Raw genomic sequence first — 16,810 nt, forward strand, 5'->3', positions numbered from 1 at the left:
TTGGGCTGGGGGTGAGCATAGAGCAGCGCTGCAAGTTTTGATGATATCGGTTGGAACCGAGGTGACCTCTTCGCGAGCAAGCCCGCTCCCACAGGTGAAGCAGCGTTCATATTCCTTGTGGGAGCAAGCCTGCTCCCACAGGCAAAGCAGCGTTCATATTCCTTGTGGGAGCGAGCCTGCTCGCGAAGAGGCCTGCTCAGGCATCACAGATCATCAATGTGCCGATACTCCGCATTCAACGCCGCCGCCAATTCCCGCGCCCGTGCCAAGCGGATGGGCCCGCGCTCAATGTCGATCAACAATCCCGGACACTCCAGCGCCGGTATCGCCGGCAAGGCTTTCAAACGCCCATCCGTGACCACCAGCAAGCGCTGCTGCTCGGCCGGAAAACGCTTTTGCCGCTGCACCAGCCATTGCTGCGCCTGCGCCAACGCCGCCACCAACGGCGTGCCACCCCCCGCGCCCAACGCCTCCAGCCAGGTGCGCAAGCCACTCGAGGCCTTCAAGCCTTGCACCTGCCATTTCGGTGCGCTGCCGCTGGCGGTCAGCAAGGCCAGCCGCGCTCGCTGCCGATAAGCGTCATCGAACAATTGCGCGAGCAGACCTTTGGCATCACTCAGCGCCTGATGCCGACGCGTTGACGCCGAGGCATCGACGATCACCAGCCACAGTTCATGGGGGGAACGCGTACGCAACTGGAACTGCAGATCTTCACGGGTCTGCGGTCGACCGTTGAGCAGCGTCCCCGACCAGTTCACCAGGCCGCTGCGCGCGGCGTGGCGCTTGCCCTGGCGTCCATGATCGAGGCGTCCGGCGCGGGGTCTGGCATTCGCCCCCGCGTCGGATCGGGGACGAATGCCGGTTACTTTTTTGGCCAGCTCGGCACTTCGCGGCGGGCACCGGTGGCCAGTGCCGGAGCGGGCATGTCGCCCCACTGCCCCTGTCCTTCGCTCGGGTCGATTTGGGTATTGGCCGAGGTTTGCGCGGGTGGTTGCGGACTGGAAGAAGAGGACTCTTTACGGCGATGACGCAGGGCGAATTCCGCTACCGCGTCGATATCCTGCTCGGCAATCGCTTCAGCGCCGCGCCATGCCGCATGCGCACGGGCCGCACGCAGCCAGACCAGATCGGCGCGCAAGCCATCAACACCTGCCGCAAAGCAACGCTCGGTTATCAGCGCCAATGCCACATCATCCAAGGCAATAGTCGCCAAGGCAGCGCGCGCCTGTTCGCAGCGTTCGCGCAGGGCTTGCTGCTGTGCTTCCCACTGCGCGCAGAACGCCTGCGGGTCGCTGTCGAAATCCAGCCGGCGGCGGATAATCTGCCCGCGTTCGGTCGGCGCGGTGTGGCCGCTGAGGGCGACGTTCAGGCCGAAGCGGTCGAGCAGTTGCGGCCGCAATTCGCCCTCTTCCGGGTTCATCGTGCCGATCAAGACGAACCGCGCCGAATGCCGATGGGAGATGCCGTCACGTTCGATCAGGTTGGTGCCGCTGGCCGCCACATCAAGCAGCAAATCCACCAGATGATCGGGCAGCAGGTTCACTTCGTCGACGTACAGCACGCCGCCATCAGCCTTGGCCAAAACACCGGGAGAAAACTGCGCACGACCTTCACTCAGCGCAGCGTCGAGATCGAGGGTGCCGACCAGACGCTCTTCGGTGGCACCCAGCGGCAGCGTGACGAACTGCCCGCTCGCCAGCAGATCGGCGAGACCACGGGCCAGGGTCGACTTGGCCATGCCGCGCGGACCTTCGATCAGCACGCCGCCGATTTTCGGGTCGATGGCGGTGAGGTACAGCGCCAGTTTCAGGTCATCGGCGCCGACCACGGCGGAGAGCGGGAAATGCGGGGTGTCGGTCATCTTCAATACTCGGTCATGGTCGGAGTGAATGCATTTCAATGTAGGAGTGAGCCTGCTCGCGATAGCGGTGGGTCAGCGACAAATAGGTTTGCTGATACACCGCTATCGCGAGCAGGCTCACTCCTACAAGGTATCGTGGTGTGTCAGGTGTCTTCTTCTATATCCAGCAGCAGGTTTTCCAGGGCCTCTTTGTAGACCCCGGGTTCCTGCCACATCCCGCGCTGCTGCGCTTCCAGCATGCGCTCGGTCATGTCGCGCAGCGCATGCGGATTGTGTTCGCGAACAAAATCCCGGGTCGCCGGATCGAGCAAATAGGCGTCGGCCAGCAACGCGTACTGATGATCGTCAATCAGCTGCGTGGTGGCGTCGAAAGCGAACAGGTTATCAACCGTCGCCGCCAGTTCGAACGCGCCTTTATAGCCGTGCCGCTTGACCCCGTCGATCCATTTCGGATTGGCCGCCCGCGAGCGGATCACCCGGTTCAATTCTTCTTTCAGGGTGCGGATTTTCGGCAGATCCGGCTGGCTGTGATCGCCGTGATAACTCGCCGCCGCTTCGCCACGCAGGGTTTCCACCGCCGCGAGCATACCGCCCTGAAACTGGTAATAGTCGTTGGAATCGAGCAAGTCGTGCTCGCGATTGTCCTGGTTCTGTAGCACTGCTTGCACCTGGCTCAGGCGCTGCACGAACTGCTCGCGAGCGGCGGTGCCTTCGTCAGAGCCGCCATAGGCGTAGGCACCCCAGTTCAGGTAAACCTCGGCCAGATCCTCGCGGGTTTGCCACAGGCGACCGTCGATCGCGCCCTGTACACCCGCGCCATACGCACCGGGTTTGGCACCGAAGATTCGCCAGCCAGCCTGACGCCGCGCGGCGTCGGCATCCAGCCCCGATTGCAGCAGCGCCTCGCGCTCGGACCGCACTTTCGCCGCCAGCGGATTGAGGTCATCCGGTTCGTCCAGTGCCGCCACCGCTTGCACGGCCGCGTCGAACAGGCGAATCAAATTGGCAAAGGCATCGCGGAAGAAACCCGAGACCCGCAGCGTGACATCGACCCGTGGCCGGTCGAGCAGGCTCAGCGGCAGAATCTCGAAATCATCGACGCGCTGACTGCCGGTGGCCCACACCGGACGCACACCCATCAGCGCCATGGCCTGGGCGATGTCGTCACCGCCGGTGCGCATGGTCGCAGTGCCCCACACCGACAGGCCGAGCTGACGCAGGTGATCGCCGTGATCCTGCAAGTGCCGCTCGAGAATCAGCGTGGCGGACTGGAAGCCGATGCGCCACGCTGTAGTGGTCGGGAGGTTGCGCACGTCCACCGAGTAGAAGTTGCGCCCGGTGGGCAGCACGTCGAGACGGCCACGGCTGGGTGCGCCGCTTGGGCCGGCGGGGACGAAGCGACCGTTGAGGGCGTCGAGCAGGCCGCGCATTTCGGCGGGGCCGCAGGCGTCGAGGCGTGGGGCGACGATTTCGCGCAGGTTTTCCAGGATCACGCTCACTTCAGCCCCCCTCGGTTCCTGTAGGAGTGAGCCTGCTCGCGATGGCGTCAGGTCAGGCAATTCAGTGTTGAATGACACACCGCTATCGCGAGCAGGCTCACTCCTACAAGGGGCGTGCACTGTTTGGGAGATCAGTTGGGTGGCGAACAGTTCGAGGCGTTCGCGGGTGTCGCCGGCGGTGCGCCAGATCTCGTCGCTGACGCTTTGCAGCTCCGGCGGACGCGGGCCGTTCCACGGATCGGCAAGTGCACAATCCAGCGGATCAAAGCCCAATTCAAACGCCTTGGCCAACGCCCGCAGCAAACTCGATTGCGCGCCTTTGCCGTCGCCACGCGGGATGCGCAGCAACGCCAGCAACGTGTCGATGCGCAACCGTCCGGAGGGCGACTCGCCGAAAATGTGCAGGCCATCGCGGATCTGCGATTCCTTCAGGTCACACAGATAGGTGTCCAGACGCGGCAGCCAGATCGCGGCGTCGGCGTCGCTGTCCATGCCCGCGTCGAGTTGCAGTTCGCGGTCGATCTGCGTCTCGCGCACCAGTTGCAGAATGTCGCGTTGCAACTCCCGCGCACGACGCGGATCGAGCAGTTGCGCCTCGTAATATTCGTCGGCCAGCAGCTCCAGATTGCGCAATGGGCCGTAGGTTTCGGCACGGGTCAGTGGCGGCATCAGGTGGTCGATGATCACTGCTTGCGTGCGCCGTTTGGCCTGCGCGCCCTCGCCCGGGTCGTTGACGATAAACGGATAGATGTTCGGCAGTGGTCCGAGCAGCGCGTCCGGCCAGCAATTCTCCGAAAGCCCCACGCCCTTGCCCGGCAGCCATTCGAGGTTGCCGTGCTTGCCGACGTGGATTACTGCGTGCGCGCCATAGGTGTTGCGCAGCCAGAAATAGAACGCCAGATAGCCGTGGGGTGGCACCAGATCCGGGTCGTGGTACACCGCGCTCGGATCGACCTGATAACCGCGCGCTGGTTGAATGCCGACGAAGGTCAGGCCAAAACGCAGACCGGCGATCATCATTCGTCCGTCGCGGCACATCGGATCATTTTGCGGCGGCCCCCAGCGCTCGACCACCGCCGCTTGATTGGCGGCGGGCAGCGCGTTGAACATCGTCAAGTAAGCGTCCATCGCCAGGCTTTGCTGGCACGGACGCAGGTCGATGCTGTCGAGGTCATTGCTGACGCCGCCGAGCAATTGCTGGATCAACGCGGTGCCGCTGTCCGGCAACTCCGCCGTCAACGGAAAGCCCTCAGCCTGCAACGCGCGCAGGATATTCAACGCCGCCGCCGGCGTGTCGAGACCGACGCCATTGCCAATCCGACCATCGCGGGTCGGGTAGTTGGCGAGGATCAACGCGATACGTTTTTCCGCGTTCGGCAGCCGCGCCAGATCACTCCAGCGCCGCGCCAGTTCGGCGACAAAATCCATGCGCTCGGGTTGCGCCCGGTAGCAGACCACGTCGGACTGGCTGCGCTCGCTGCGCCAGGCCAAGTCCTTGAAGCTGATCGGCCGGCTGATGATGCGCCCGTCGAGTTCCGGCAAGGCGATGTGCATCGCCAGATCCCGTGGCCCCAGACCCTGCTCGCTGTCGCGCCAGCCCGGTTCGTTGTCCTGAGCGCAAATCGCCTGGATCACCGGAATATTGCGCCGGAACGGCCGCAGGTGCGGGGCTTCCGGGCTGGATTGCGCGAACCCGGTGGTGTTGAGAATCACCGCCGCCTCGACCTCATCCAGCCAGTCCTCGACCACACTGAGGCAGCCGGGTTCTTTCAGGCTGGCGACCGCAATTGGCAACGGATTGAGCCCCGCCGCCTGCAAGCGCTGGCAGAACACATCGATGAACGCGGTGTTCGCCGCTTGCAAATGCGAGCGATAAAACAACACCGCCGTCACCGGGCGATCCGGCTGCCAATCGGCTTGCCAGTCGCTCAGTGCGGCGGTGTTTTTCTGTGGGTGGTAAATCGCCGTACGCGGCAGCGCTTGCGGCTCGCCCCAGGCGTAATCCCGCGCCAGCCAGCGGTTGGCCAGACAGTGGAAGAAGTCCAGCGCATTGCCCATGCCGCCCTGACGCAGGAACTGCCAGAGACGGTCACGATCTTCGGCGGGCACGGTGCTCAGGTCGCTGAGTTCCGGGTCGGGACGATCATCCCCCGGCACTAGAATCACCTGCACGCCGCGCTCGGACAACTCCACCAGACGCTCGACGCCATAGCGCCAATAAGCGATGCCGCCGTGCAGCGAGATCAGGATCACTTTGGCGTGACGCAGCACCTCATCGACATACAGATCGACCGAGGCGTGATTCTGCACCTGCATCGGATTGGCCAGACGCAGGCTCGGGTAATCCTCGGGCAGTTGCTGCGCCGCTTCGGCGAGCAGCGCCAGGCTGGAGTCGCCGCTGCATAGGATCACCAGCTCGGCGGGGGTTTGTCCAAGGTCGGCGATGTTGTCATCCGACACGAAACCGCCGGGCTGGGTCCTGAGCAGGTGCATGGTTTAAACGCTGAGCGCGGCGCGCAGCTGCGCTTCGAGCTGCGCGGCGTCGAGTTCCTGACCGATCAGCACCAGACGGGTGACGCGCGCTTCGTCAGCGCCCCACTGGCGGTCGAAGTGCTTGTCGAAACGCGTGCCCACACCTTGGATCAACAGGCGCATCGGCTTGTTCGGAATCGCCGCGAAACCTTTGACGCGCAGGATGCCGTGCTTGACCACCAATTGCGTCAGCGCGTCGAGCAGCAGGCTTTCGTCGGCTTGCGGCAGCTCGATGGAGATCGAATCGAAGGCGTCGTGATCGTGGTCGTCGTGATCGTCATCACCGTCGTGGTGGTGATCGTGATGGCTGTGGCGACTGTCGATGTGTTCTTCGGAACCGGCGCCGAGGCCGATCAACACGTCCAGCGGCAGGCGACCGTTGCTGGCTTCGATGATTTTTACGGCGGGCGGCAGTTCTTCGGCGACTTCAGCGCGAACGCGAGCCAGATCTTCCGCGCTGGTCTGGTCGGCCTTGTTGAGGATCACCAGGTCGGCGCTGGCCAGTTGGTCGGCGAACAGTTCGTGCAGCGGCGATTCGTGATCGAGGTTCGGATCGAGTTTGCGCTGGGCGTCGACCTGATCCGGGAACGCGGCGAAAGTGCCGGCGGCCACCGCCGGGCTGTCGACCACGGTGATCACCGCGTCAACCGTGCAGGCGCTGCGAATTTCCGGCCACTGGAAGGCTTGTACCAGCGGTTTTGGCAGGGCCAGACCGGACGTCTCGATCAGGATGTGGTCGAGGTCGCCGCGACGCGCAACCAGTTCGCGCATCACTGGGAAGAACTCTTCCTGCACCGTGCAGCACAGGCAGCCGTTGGCCAGTTCGTAGACGCGGCCGGTGGCTTCTTCTTCGGTGCAGCCGATGGTGCATTGCTTGAGGATTTCACCGTCGATGCCCAGTTCGCCAAACTCGTTGACGATCACCGCGATGCGGCGGCCCTGAGCGTTGTCGAGCATGTGTCGCAGCAAGGTGGTTTTGCCCGAGCCGAGGAAACCGGTGACGATGGTGACGGGGAGTTTGGCCAGTGTTTTCATCGGATGCCCTTTGGCAAGGTGGCGGGCATACGGGACGAGATCCGCTGCGAGCATGCGCGCGGAAGAATTCGCCACCGGATCACCCCGCCCGGTTGTAGTGAGAAATCTGTGACGAGGCAGGTCTCCTGGCTGACGGTGTTCAGGCCTTGGGCCGGGCATTCGTTGCGCCTTCCCGCGGGCTCAGTCGATTGAGCTGGCAGTGGCGTGGCAACGAACTTCACCGTTCACAGTTGCGGGGGCAGCCGCGGCTTTGACCGCGTTCCCTTCTTAGCTTCGGCGTGGGCCGAAGAACCTCGAAAGCGCAAGGCTACGCATCGGGTGGTGACCGGTCAATGGTTGGTGGATTTTTGGATTGGGGGCATATCCGTTCCTTCGGGTGTTGCCGCTGGCGGTTTCGCTCTTACAGCGAGTCACCTTTTCCAAACGCCGAAAAGGTAACCCAAAAGGCTTTGCCCCGGCGTACGGCACTTCGCTGAGGCTCAGTGTTCCCTCGCTACGGTGTCCATCCGGGGGCATCGCCTCCGGTTTGCTTCGCTGCACCTCCTCTCGATGTATGCGGCTTCGCCGCATGGCGCTGCGCGCCTAACCCCCGGATGAACACCTACGCTCGGCCTGCCGAAGGGGCTGAAGATCAAGATCCAAAGCCAAAGCCAAAGCCAAAGCCAAAGCCAAAGCAGATCAAAAGATCGCAGCCTTCGGCAGCTCCTACATGGGACTGGGTGCATTCAGTGAGAGATTGGTCGGCTGTCAGGCCGTCATCGCTGGCAAGCCAGCTCCAACAAAAATCACAGCAGACCGCATCCGCTTTTCACCACTCAACACAATGAGCGTTAGCTCGAGTACCGCTTTTGATCTGAGGGCCCGTCGGCAGGCTGAGTGGAGGGATTTATCCGGGGGTGGGAGCGTAGCGACCGTTTGGCGCAGCCAAACACAGCGAGAGGAGGTGCAGCGAAGCAAACCGTAGGCGCTGCCCCACGGATGAATCCCGCAGCGAAGGAACCCGAGCCTAGGCGAGGGCCGAACGTCAGGGCATAGACCTTTTGGTTACTTTTGGGGCGTTTGCCAAAAGTGACCCGCCGTAAGGGCGGAACCCTAAGTGGCCGTTACCGCAGCAACGGATATACCCACCCCACTCAATTGACTCAAATCCCCAACCCATGCTCTCCTACACACCTTGTTACGGGTGCCCTTCACAGGGTGAAACGGGAAACCGGTGAATCATGTGCTTTACTCAAAGCCATGTCAGTCCGGTGCTGCCCCCGCAACGGTAAGCGAGCGAAGCGTCAGATCCACTGTGCCAGTACGGCATGGGAAGGTGACGCTTGCAGGTCGGCCAGACGCCAACCCCTCGTGAGCCCGGAGACCGGCCCGCAACACACAGTGCGCATTTGCGTCGCTGAACATAACAAACCCGCGGTGGGCGGGCGCTGTTCGAACCTCTGCGTGCCCGACTCGCAGGGGTCTTCATGCGCTCGAAACACCCGCTGACACTCCAGAGGGAAGCGCCATGTCGATCATCAGCAGCACCGGTAGCAACACCGACAAAATCTCCAGCACCGCCACGTTGAGCCAACGCCTGACCGCCGCGATCTTCGCGTCGATCCTCGGCGCCAGCCTGGTGTACTTCGCCGGCTTCTCGCACATCGAAGCGGTGCACAACGCCGCTCACGATACTCGCCACAGCGCCGCGTTCCCGTGCCACTGAGACCTGCCGACATGATCAAGCGTATTGCGCAAACCGCAGGTTTCACCGGCCTGCTGGCCGCCCTGCTGCTGACTCTGCTGCAGAGTTTCTGGGTCTCGCCGCTGATTCTGCAGGCTGAAACCTTCGAAAAATCCGAACCGGTGGCGGTTCATGAACATGCAGCCGGCGCGGCTGCGCACACCCACGATGCCGAAGCCTGGGAGCCGGAAGACGGCTGGCAGCGTGTGGTCTCGACCACCGGCGGCAATCTGGTGGTGGCGGTCGGTTTCGCCCTGATGCTCGCCGGCCTGTACACCCTGCGTGCACCGACCAAAACCTCGCAGGGTCTGCTCTGGGGCCTAGCCGGTTACGCGACCTTCGTCCTCGCGCCAACCCTCGGTCTGCCGCCTGAACTGCCGGGCACCGCTGCCGCCGATCTGGCTTCGCGGCAAACGTGGTGGATCGGCACCGCCGCCTCCACCGCTGTCGGCCTGGCCCTGATCGTGTTCAGCCGTCACTGGCTGATGAAGCTGCTGGGCGTGGCAATCCTGGCCGTGCCGCACGTGATCGGCGCGCCGCAACCGGAAGTGCATTCGATGCTCGCCCCGGAAGCGCTGGAAGCTCAATTCAAAATCGCTTCGCAGTTGACCAACGTGGCGTTCTGGCTGGCCCTGGGCCTGATCAGCGCCTGGTTTTTCCGCCGCAAAAGCGAAGGTCAGTACCACGCATGACCGATGACCGCGCAGCGCCGACCTTCGTGGTCGGCCTGGGCTGCCAGCGCGGTTGCCCGGCCAGCACGCTGCGCGCGTTACTCGACCAGGCGTTGCAGGCGCATCGTATAGAACTTGCAGCGGTCAAGGCCTTGGCCAGCATCGATCTTAAACGCGATGAACCCGGCCTGCAGGAACTGGCCAGCCAACTGGCGTTGCCGCTGTTGTATTTCAGCAGCGACGAATTGGCCAGTTACCAGCAGCGGCTCAGCCACCATTCGCAGATCGCCTACGAACGCACCGGTTGCTACGGCGTGGCGGAAAGTGCCGCCCTGGCTCTTGCCGAGCATTTGATTCAGGCACCGGCAAAGCTGCTGATTTCCCGGCAGAAATACGCTCAGGCAACCTTGGCATTGGCCGGCGCTGCGTAAAATCCCGATAATCCCCCTGTTTGATCATGAGCAATCTTCATCTGAAGCGTTGCCCTGCCCCGTTTTTCACAGGATTTCTTCATGACCGTCTACTTCATCGGCGCCGGCCCCGGCGACCCGGAATTGATCACCGTCAAAGGCCAGCGGCTGATCCGCAGTTGCCCGGTGATCATCTACGCAGGCTCGCTGGTACCGGCCGCCGTGCTGGAGGGGCATCAGGCAGAGAGCGTGGTCAACAGCGCCGAATTGCACCTGGAACAGATCATTGAACTGATCAAATCCGCCCATGCCAAAGGCCAGGATGTGGCGCGGGTGCATTCGGGAGATCCAAGCCTGTATGGCGCGATTGGCGAGCAGATTCGTTATCTGCGCGAGTTGCAGATTCCGTTCGAGATCATTCCCGGCGTCACCGCCACCGCCGCCTGTGCAGCCTTGCTCGGCGCCGAGCTGACGCTGCCGGACGTGTCGCAGAGCGTGATCCTGACCCGCTACGCGGACAAGACCGCAATGCCGGCGGGTGAGGAGTTGAGCAGTCTGGCGCAGCACGGCGCAACCATGGCGATTCACCTGGGGGTTAACCATCTGCAGAAGATCATCGCGCAACTGCTGCCGCATTACGGCGCGGATTGCCCGATTGCAGTGATTCACCGGGCGACTTGGCCGGATCAGGATTGGGTGGTGGGGACACTGGAGGATATAGCCGCAAAGGTCGAGGCCAAGGGGTTTCGGCGCACGGCGTTGATTCTGGTGGGACGAGTGTTGGGGAGTGAGGTGTTCAGCGAATCGTCGCTGTATCGCGCGGGGCATGCGCATCTCTACAGACCCTGAGTCAGATGACTTTTGTGGCTGGGTACAAAACCTGTGGTGAGGGGATTTATCCCCGATGGGGTGCGAAGCAGCCCAAAAAAATGGAACTGCTGCGCAGTTCATCGGGGATAAATCCCCTCACCACAAAGTACGGGCATAAAAAAACGGCGCTCACGGGGCGCCGTTTTTCATGTTCGCAGTGAACACCTTACTCAGTAGTAGGCGTTTTCTTTCTGCGTGTGGTCGGTCACGTCGCGCACACCTTTGAGCTCTGGAATGCGCTCCAGCAAGGTGCGCTCGATGCCTTCCTTCAGGGTCACGTCGGCCTGGCCGCAGCCTTGGCAGCCGCCGCCGAACTGCAGCACGGCGATGCCGTCTTCAACCACATCGATCAGGCTGACCTGACCGCCGTGGCTGGCCAGCCCCGGGTTGATTTCGGTTTGCAGGTAATAGTTGATGCGCTCGTTGACCGGGCTGTCGGCGTTGACCATCGGTACTTTGGCGTTTGGCGCCTTGATGGTCAGCTGGCCGCCCATGCGGTCGGTGGCGTAGTCGACGACGGCATCGTCGAGGAACGCTTCGCTGAACGAGTCGATGTAGGCAGTGAAGCTTTTCAGCCCCAGCGCCGTGTCTTCAGGTTTTTCTTCGCCCGGCTTGCAGTAGGCAATGCAGGTTTCGGCGTACTGGGTGCCAGGCTGGGTGATGAAGACGCGGATGCCGATGCCCGGGGTGTTCTGCTTGGAGAGCAGATCAGCCAGGTAATCGTGGGCGGCGTCGGTAATGGTAATAGCGGTCATGGAAACTCCTCGCAGGCTTGGGCGCAGTTTACGCCAATCGTTGCGCCGGACAAAGTCCTAGTATTTTTGTCGGGAAAGATTCTCGACAGGCGCGCAAACCGGCTCGCGATCAATCCGCGCTTTAAGCCACTGATAGCTGCGTTTTTCCACCCATTCGTAGCTCAACCACGAACCCACGCCGATGGCCAGAGCGCAGCCGATGAACATCAGATACGGATTGATCCCGTAGCGCTGGCTGATAAAACCGCCAATCGACAGCACCAGCACATGCATCAGGTACACCGAATAAGAACAATCGCCCAGCAGCTTGAGCAGGTGGTTGCGCTCGACATAACGCTCCAGCGCCATGCACGACATCACCAGCACCGCGCTCGGCACACCCCAGTTCAACAACCGCGGTGCCGGCGCCAAGTGATAGATCGCCGACAACGCGCCGCCAATCGCCAACAGCGGCAGCCACAAGCCGGCGCCGATCCAGCCCCGACGATAGAGCATGCCGATGCCGATCCCCAGCAGAAACTCGTAAACAATATCCGCACGGTAAAACTCATTGATCCAGCCAAACGCCTGGCACACAGAAAACAGCAACGCGGCGACCACCAGCAAGCGCACCTGCCAGCGAAACATCAGCGCGCAGGCAAACAGCACATAAAAGAGCATTTCGTAATTGAGCGTCCAGCCGACATTCAGCGTCGGATAAATCCCGTAGCCGCCGGGGTTCTGTGCCGGAATGAACAACAATGACAGCAGGAAATGCGCCCAATCCACCGTCTGATCAGGTAACAGCGGCCGGGCGAACACCACCAGCAACGCCATCAGCAACGTGTACAACCAGTACGCCGGGACAATGCGCGACAGGCGATACAACAGGAACTGTCCGGGCCGCAGGACCTTGTCTTCGGTGGACAGAAAGATCACCAGGCCGCTGATGACAAAAAACACATCGACGCCGACTGCGCCCTTATCAATGAAGAACTGCCCGACCGGGCCGCGCGCCTTGAAGTCAAAGAAAATCTGCATGAAGTGGTGGCAGACCACCGCCCACGCGGCAAACGCCCGCAGGGCCTGCACTGAAATCAACATGATCGGTTCCTGTCCACAATTCCTGGAACACCTACCTCCTGTAGGAGCTGCGGCACGCTGCGATCTTTTGATCTTCTGGTTAAAAGATCAAAAGATCGCAGCCTCGTTGCACTCGACAGCTCCTACAGGGGTTTTGCGGTGTTGCTAAGAATTGGGACAGCAGCCCCCTCTCAAACGATCAAAGATTCTCGTAGCGGTTCATGTCCAGTACGCCCTCTTCCACCGGGTCGGTCTCGTGCAGGTACTGGCTCAGATCATGGAAATAGAACCAGAATTGCGGATGACTGCGGCGAATTCCCCAGCGCTCGACGATTTTCTCGAAGCGCTCGGCATCCTTGGCGTTCTCCATGGCATCGACAAACTCCGGCACCTGCTCGGCCGGAATGTTAAAGATGAAATTCGGATAACTGCTGAGCACACCCGGATAGACGGTCAAGGTGTCCAGCCCCGGTTGATAGCGCAGCGATTCACCCAACAGGAATGCCACGTTGCTGTGCGCACGGTTGCGCAGCAGGCTGTAAACCTCGCGCTTGCCGCTGCGGGTTTCGATGCGCAGCATGCTCGCTTCCGGTAACTGGTCGATCACCTTCAGGCCGGCGGCCGGGCGCGACGTCAGGCGACTGAGCGCCTGTTCGGCATTCTGCAGGGCCGGGTCGATATTCGGCCGCGAGCAATAGGCGCCTTCGCAGCGATTGATCGGATCGGGCCGCGCATTGAGATCACCGTAACGCGCCAGCAACTGCATGGCGAAGTCGTATTTCGGGTCTTTCTCGTCGAGCTTCAGCGCGGTCGGCTTGTCGTCGTCGATGGCCTCATAGTCGAGCCACATCTTGAACTGGCCGCTGCTCTGGTACCAATCGTCGAGATAGTCCTCGCGGGAATCGGCCGGCATCAGACGCAGAAAGTTCTGCTCGGCGCCGTTGCGGATCAGGTCGAAATACAGGCGGGTCTGCGCCTGATGGGAGACGTTGCCGAACACGTCGAAGTTGACCGCCAACTGGTAATAGGTGCGTTCCAGCAATGGGTAGTCGAACAGCCACATGGTCTGCGGCACCTCACCGATCAGGCCCTTGGTCACCGAGGCGCTGTCGAAGTGGCGGAAGATGCTCAGCAGCGCGTTATCGTTGCCGGCCCACAGGCTCGACCAGCTCGGCGCCGGCAGTTCGGCGTAGCTGTCGCGGCGCAGCGCTTCGTATTCGTTACGCTTGTTGCGGTAGTTGTGCCACAGGCTCAGCACGCTGCCGACGTCGTCGTTCTGCCCCGGCATCGCCAGCAGTGGCGTGGCCTGGCCGCGATAGATCGGGTCGGTGATGTACAAATCGTGTTCCGGCGCCTGGAACAGCGCCCAGAAGTTGTCGCGGATCACATCGGTCGCAATCTGCCCACGGCACACCGGACCGCGAATAAAGGTGCGCACAAAGTATTCGGCGTTATCGAGCATGAACTGGTAACGCGCCTGCGCCGGAATCGCCTCGAACGTGGCGAACGGATTGGCCCGGCTCTGCGGCCCGTAACCCGGCAACGCAGTGACCTGCCAGTTGCCGCTGTAGAACAGGCTCTTGACCCGCGCCATCTTCGCCGCGCTCAGCGGATAGGTGATGTGGGTCTTGTGCACGATCACCCCTTGCACCGGCCACAGGCGGTAGTAAACCTGGGTGCCCGGATCGTCATTCGGGCGACGGGTGGCGATCAGGTCGATCGGCTGGCCGCTCGGCGTGCGCGAACGTACCCACTGAAAGTAGTGCCCCGGCTCGCCATCCTTGAAGTAGATGTGCGCCAGGAACCAGTGTTCGAACAACCAGCGCCCGACCAGACTTTCCCGCGCCCCCGGCTGATTGAGCAGGTTTTCCCACTGAACGATTTGCAGCGCCTCCTTGGCACTTGGCGCCAGGCCTTGCTCGTCGATCGGCGCACCGGACGCCAGCCAGCGTTGCAGGGTCTGGTATTGCTGATCGGTCAGGCCGGTCACCGCCAGCGGCATGCCTTCCTGAGGGTGGGCGCCGGCGTAACCGTCAAACTCGGCAGGCATCGCGCACATGTTTTCCCGTTGCAGGCCGAGGACGATGTCTTGCGGCAGTTTGGCATTGGGTGTCAGCGGGGTCTTGTGCCCCAGCTCGAGCATGCGCGCCATCAGCGCGGCTTGGCTGCCTTGGGCATCCAGTACCGAATAGAAGCCTTTCTGCTGCCAGGCGCGTTTGCCGAAGGCGTCGTAGAACAGCCGGGTGGTCGGCGCCGCCTGACTGCGTTCGCCGTCGTAGACCGGCATCTTGCTCGCGCCCCGCCCTGCACCTTCGCCACTGCCCAGATTGAGCTGGCAGGCAGAGTCGTAGCAGGCATGGCAGGCCACGCATTTCTCGGTAAAGATCGGCTGGATGTCTCGGGTATATGAAATCGGTGAGATCGCGGGTTCCTGCGCAACGGCGCCCCAGCTTAAGAACAGCATGAAAATGCTGATGACGCGGTACGACATGCCGGTAATCCCGATCCTGAAAAAAACGCCCGCGATTCTACAGTATGACGCTCGTACCAACATGAGCGATATTCATGCAAAACCACCAAACGCTCCAAAACCGCACAGGTTTGTTATGATCCCGGCCCTTCGTCATGGTCTTTTCGAGTAGTCCCAATGTCCGATCGCAGCGTCCGCCTTCAAGCTCTCAAGCAAGCCCTCAAAGAGCGCATCCTGATTCTCGACGGCGGCATGGGCACGATGATCCAGAGCTACAAGCTCGAAGAGCAGGATTATCGCGGCAAACGCTTCGCTGACTGGCCGAGTGACGTCAAGGGCAACAACGACCTGTTGGTGATCACCCGTCCGGACGTGATCGGCGGTATCGAAAAGGCCTATCTGGATGCCGGTGCCGACATTCTGGAAACCAACACCTTCAACGCCACGCGCATTTCCATGGCCGACTACGGCATGGAAGAGCTGGCGTACGAATTAAACGTAGAAGGCGCACGCCTGGCGCGCAAGGTGGCCGACGCCAAGACCGCCGAGAACCCGGACAAGCCACGCTTCGTCGCCGGCGTGCTCGGCCCTACCAGCCGTACCTGCTCGCTGTCGCCTGACGTGAACAATCCCGGTTACCGCAACGTCACCTTCGACGAACTGGTGGAAAACTACACCGAGGCCACCAAAGGCCTGATCGAGGGCGGGGCCGATCTGATCCTGATCGAAACCATTTTCGACACACTCAACGCCAAAGCCGCGATCTTCGCCGTGCAAGGGGTGTTCGAAGAGCTGCACATCGAACTGCCGATCATGATTTCCGGGACCATCACCGATGCGTCCGGTCGTACCCTGTCGGGCCAGACTACCGAAGCGTTCTGGAACTCGGTGGCCCACGCCAAGCCAATTTCGGTCGGCCTCAACTGCGCCCTCGGCGCCAGTGAGCTGCGTCCGTACCTGGAAGAGCTGTCGAACAAGGCCAGCACCCACGTTTCGGCGCACCCGAACGCCGGTCTGCCGAACGAATTCGGCGAGTACGACGAACTGCCGGTGGACACCGCCAAGGTCATCGAAGAATTCGCCCAGAGCGGCTTCCTCAATATCGTCGGCGGTTGCTGCGGCACCACCCCGGGCCACATCGAAGCCATCGCCAAAGCCGTGGCCGGTTACGCACCGCGGCAGATTCCGGATATCCCCAAGGCCTGCCGCCTGTCCGGTCTGGAGCCGTTCACCATTGATCGCAGCTCGTTGTTCGTCAACGTCGGCGAGCGCACCAACATCACCGGTTCCGCCAAGTTCGCCCGTCTGATCCGTGAAGACAACTACACCGAAGCCCTGGAAGTCGCCCTGCAGCAGGTCGAGGCCGGCGCGCAGGTGATCGACATCAACATGGACGAAGGCATGCTCGATTCGAAGAAGGCCATGGTGACCTTCCTCAATCTGATCGCCGGTGAACCGGACATCTCCCGCGTACCGATCATGATCGACTCCTCGAAATGGGAAGTGATCGAAGCCGGCCTCAAGTGCATTCAGGGCAAGGGCATCGTCAACTCGATCAGCATGAAAGAAGGCGTCGAGCAGTTCATCCATCACGCCAAACTGTGCAAACGCTACGGCGCGGCGGTGGTGGTGATGGCGTTCGACGAAGCCGGCCAGGCCGACACCGAAGCGCGCAAGAAAGAAATCTGCAAACGCTCCTACGACATTCTGGTCAACGAAGTCGGCTTCCCGCCGGAAGACATCATCTTCGACCCGAACATCTTCGCCGTGGCCACTGGTATCGAAGAACACAACAACTACGCCGTGGACTTCATCAACGCCTGCGCCTACATCCGCGACGAGCTGCCGTATGCGCTGAGTTCCGGTGGCGTGTCCAACGTGTCGTTCTCGTTCCGTGGCAACAACCCGGTGCGCGAGGCGAT

General features: G+C 61.8%; 12 protein-coding genes and 2 riboswitches. Of the genes, 5 read left to right on the forward strand and 7 right to left on the reverse strand.

Translation table 11 applies throughout. The features are described from left to right. Positions 1–203: 203 nt before the first annotated feature. From ACIOUG_RS01485 to cobW, 4 genes are all read right to left on the reverse strand, one after another. Positions 204–935 (reverse strand): VWA domain-containing protein, encoded by a 732-nt coding sequence (locus tag ACIOUG_RS01485; RefSeq protein WP_401061946.1) that lies wholly within the window; start codon positions 933–935, stop codon positions 204–206. Beyond that, the gene (locus ACIOUG_RS01490; protein ID WP_401061948.1) at positions 863–1,861 is read right to left on the reverse strand and encodes an ATP-binding protein; all 999 of its coding nucleotides are present in this window, start codon (positions 1,859–1,861) and stop codon (positions 863–865) included. The genes ACIOUG_RS01485 and ACIOUG_RS01490 overlap by 73 nt, the downstream gene beginning before the upstream one ends. A 143-nt stretch (positions 1,862–2,004) precedes the next feature. Continuing rightward, positions 2,005–5,853, reverse strand: a complete 3,849-nt coding sequence (gene cobN, locus ACIOUG_RS01495; protein WP_401061950.1) for a cobaltochelatase subunit CobN — start codon at positions 5,851–5,853, stop codon at positions 2,005–2,007. A 3-nt stretch (positions 5,854–5,856) separates the two neighbouring features. Continuing rightward, positions 5,857–6,927, reverse strand: a complete 1,071-nt coding sequence (gene cobW, locus ACIOUG_RS01500) for a cobalamin biosynthesis protein CobW (RefSeq protein WP_103485159.1) — start codon at positions 6,925–6,927, stop codon at positions 5,857–5,859. Between the two features lie 97 nt (positions 6,928–7,024). Then, a riboswitch (cobalamin riboswitch) is annotated at positions 7,025–7,238 on the reverse strand. Positions 7,239–8,091: 853 nt separating this feature from the next. After that, positions 8,092–8,314: riboswitch (cobalamin riboswitch) on the forward strand. 120 nt (positions 8,315–8,434) lie between these two features. On the opposite strand from cobW, the gene ACIOUG_RS01505 reads away from it, so the two are divergent. The 4 genes from ACIOUG_RS01505 (at position 8,435) to cobM (ending at position 10,580) form a co-directional block, all read left to right on the forward strand. Further along, positions 8,435–8,632, forward strand: a complete 198-nt coding sequence (locus ACIOUG_RS01505) for a CbtB domain-containing protein (protein ID WP_003225486.1) — start codon at positions 8,435–8,437, stop codon at positions 8,630–8,632. 11 nt (positions 8,633–8,643) lie between these two features. After that, the gene (locus ACIOUG_RS01510) at positions 8,644–9,342 is read left to right on the forward strand and encodes a CbtA family protein (protein WP_401061952.1); all 699 of its coding nucleotides are present in this window, start codon (positions 8,644–8,646) and stop codon (positions 9,340–9,342) included. Continuing rightward, entirely contained in the window at positions 9,339–9,752 is a 414-nt protein-coding gene (locus tag ACIOUG_RS01515; protein ID WP_401061954.1) for a cobalamin biosynthesis protein, read from the forward strand. Before ACIOUG_RS01510 ends, ACIOUG_RS01515 begins: the two co-directional genes overlap by 4 nt. 81 nt (positions 9,753–9,833) lie before the next feature. Next, positions 9,834–10,580, forward strand: coding sequence for a precorrin-4 C(11)-methyltransferase (cobM, locus tag ACIOUG_RS01520; protein ID WP_401061956.1), 747 nt, complete (start codon positions 9,834–9,836; stop codon positions 10,578–10,580). Positions 10,581–10,771: 191 nt separating this feature from the next. Here cobM and nfuA read toward each other — a convergent pair whose 3' ends face one another. The 3 genes from nfuA to ACIOUG_RS01535 all read right to left on the reverse strand — a co-directional run bounded on the left by nfuA (position 10,772) and on the right by ACIOUG_RS01535 (position 14,909). Beyond that, entirely contained in the window at positions 10,772–11,356 is a 585-nt protein-coding gene (nfuA, locus tag ACIOUG_RS01525) for a Fe-S biogenesis protein NfuA (protein WP_003225494.1), read from the reverse strand. Between the two features lie 57 nt (positions 11,357–11,413). Continuing rightward, complete coding sequence (locus ACIOUG_RS01530) at positions 11,414–12,439, reverse strand: acyltransferase family protein (protein ID WP_401061958.1); 1,026 nt, start codon at positions 12,437–12,439, stop codon at positions 11,414–11,416. Between the two features lie 178 nt (positions 12,440–12,617). Beyond that, positions 12,618–14,909 (reverse strand): fatty acid cis/trans isomerase, encoded by a 2,292-nt coding sequence (locus ACIOUG_RS01535; protein WP_401061960.1) that lies wholly within the window; start codon positions 14,907–14,909, stop codon positions 12,618–12,620. Between the two features lie 156 nt (positions 14,910–15,065). Here ACIOUG_RS01535 and ACIOUG_RS01540 point away from each other — a divergent pair. Further along, positions 15,066–16,810: homocysteine S-methyltransferase family protein (locus ACIOUG_RS01540; RefSeq protein WP_401061961.1), on the forward strand; the 1,745-nt coding region annotated here is incomplete at its 3' end.

Origin of the sequence: Pseudomonas sp. NPDC087803 (genome assembly GCF_044742995.1) — a bacterium.
Taxonomy (GTDB): Bacteria; Pseudomonadota; Gammaproteobacteria; order Pseudomonadales; family Pseudomonadaceae; genus Aquipseudomonas.

Excerpts from the sequence above, each read along its gene's own strand:
- ACIOUG_RS01490 (WP_401061948.1), bottom strand. The coding sequence starts at position 1,861 with ATGACCGACACCCCGCATTTCCCGCTCTCCGCCGTGGTCGGCGCCGAT.
- cobN (WP_401061950.1), bottom strand. The coding sequence starts at position 5,853 with ATGCACCTGCTCAGGACCCAGCCCGGCGGTTTCGTGTCGGATGACAAC.
- cobW (WP_103485159.1), bottom strand. The coding sequence starts at position 6,927 with ATGAAAACACTGGCCAAACTCCCCGTCACCATCGTCACCGGTTTCCTC.
- ACIOUG_RS01505 (WP_003225486.1), top strand. The coding sequence starts at position 8,435 with ATGTCGATCATCAGCAGCACCGGTAGCAACACCGACAAAATCTCCAGC.
- ACIOUG_RS01510 (WP_401061952.1), top strand. The coding sequence starts at position 8,644 with ATGATCAAGCGTATTGCGCAAACCGCAGGTTTCACCGGCCTGCTGGCC.
- ACIOUG_RS01515 (WP_401061954.1), top strand. The coding sequence starts at position 9,339 with ATGACCGATGACCGCGCAGCGCCGACCTTCGTGGTCGGCCTGGGCTGC.
- cobM (WP_401061956.1), top strand. The coding sequence starts at position 9,834 with ATGACCGTCTACTTCATCGGCGCCGGCCCCGGCGACCCGGAATTGATC.
- nfuA (WP_003225494.1), bottom strand. The coding sequence starts at position 11,356 with ATGACCGCTATTACCATTACCGACGCCGCCCACGATTACCTGGCTGAT.
- ACIOUG_RS01530 (WP_401061958.1), bottom strand. The coding sequence starts at position 12,439 with ATGTTGATTTCAGTGCAGGCCCTGCGGGCGTTTGCCGCGTGGGCGGTG.
- ACIOUG_RS01535 (WP_401061960.1), bottom strand. The coding sequence starts at position 14,909 with ATGTCGTACCGCGTCATCAGCATTTTCATGCTGTTCTTAAGCTGGGGC.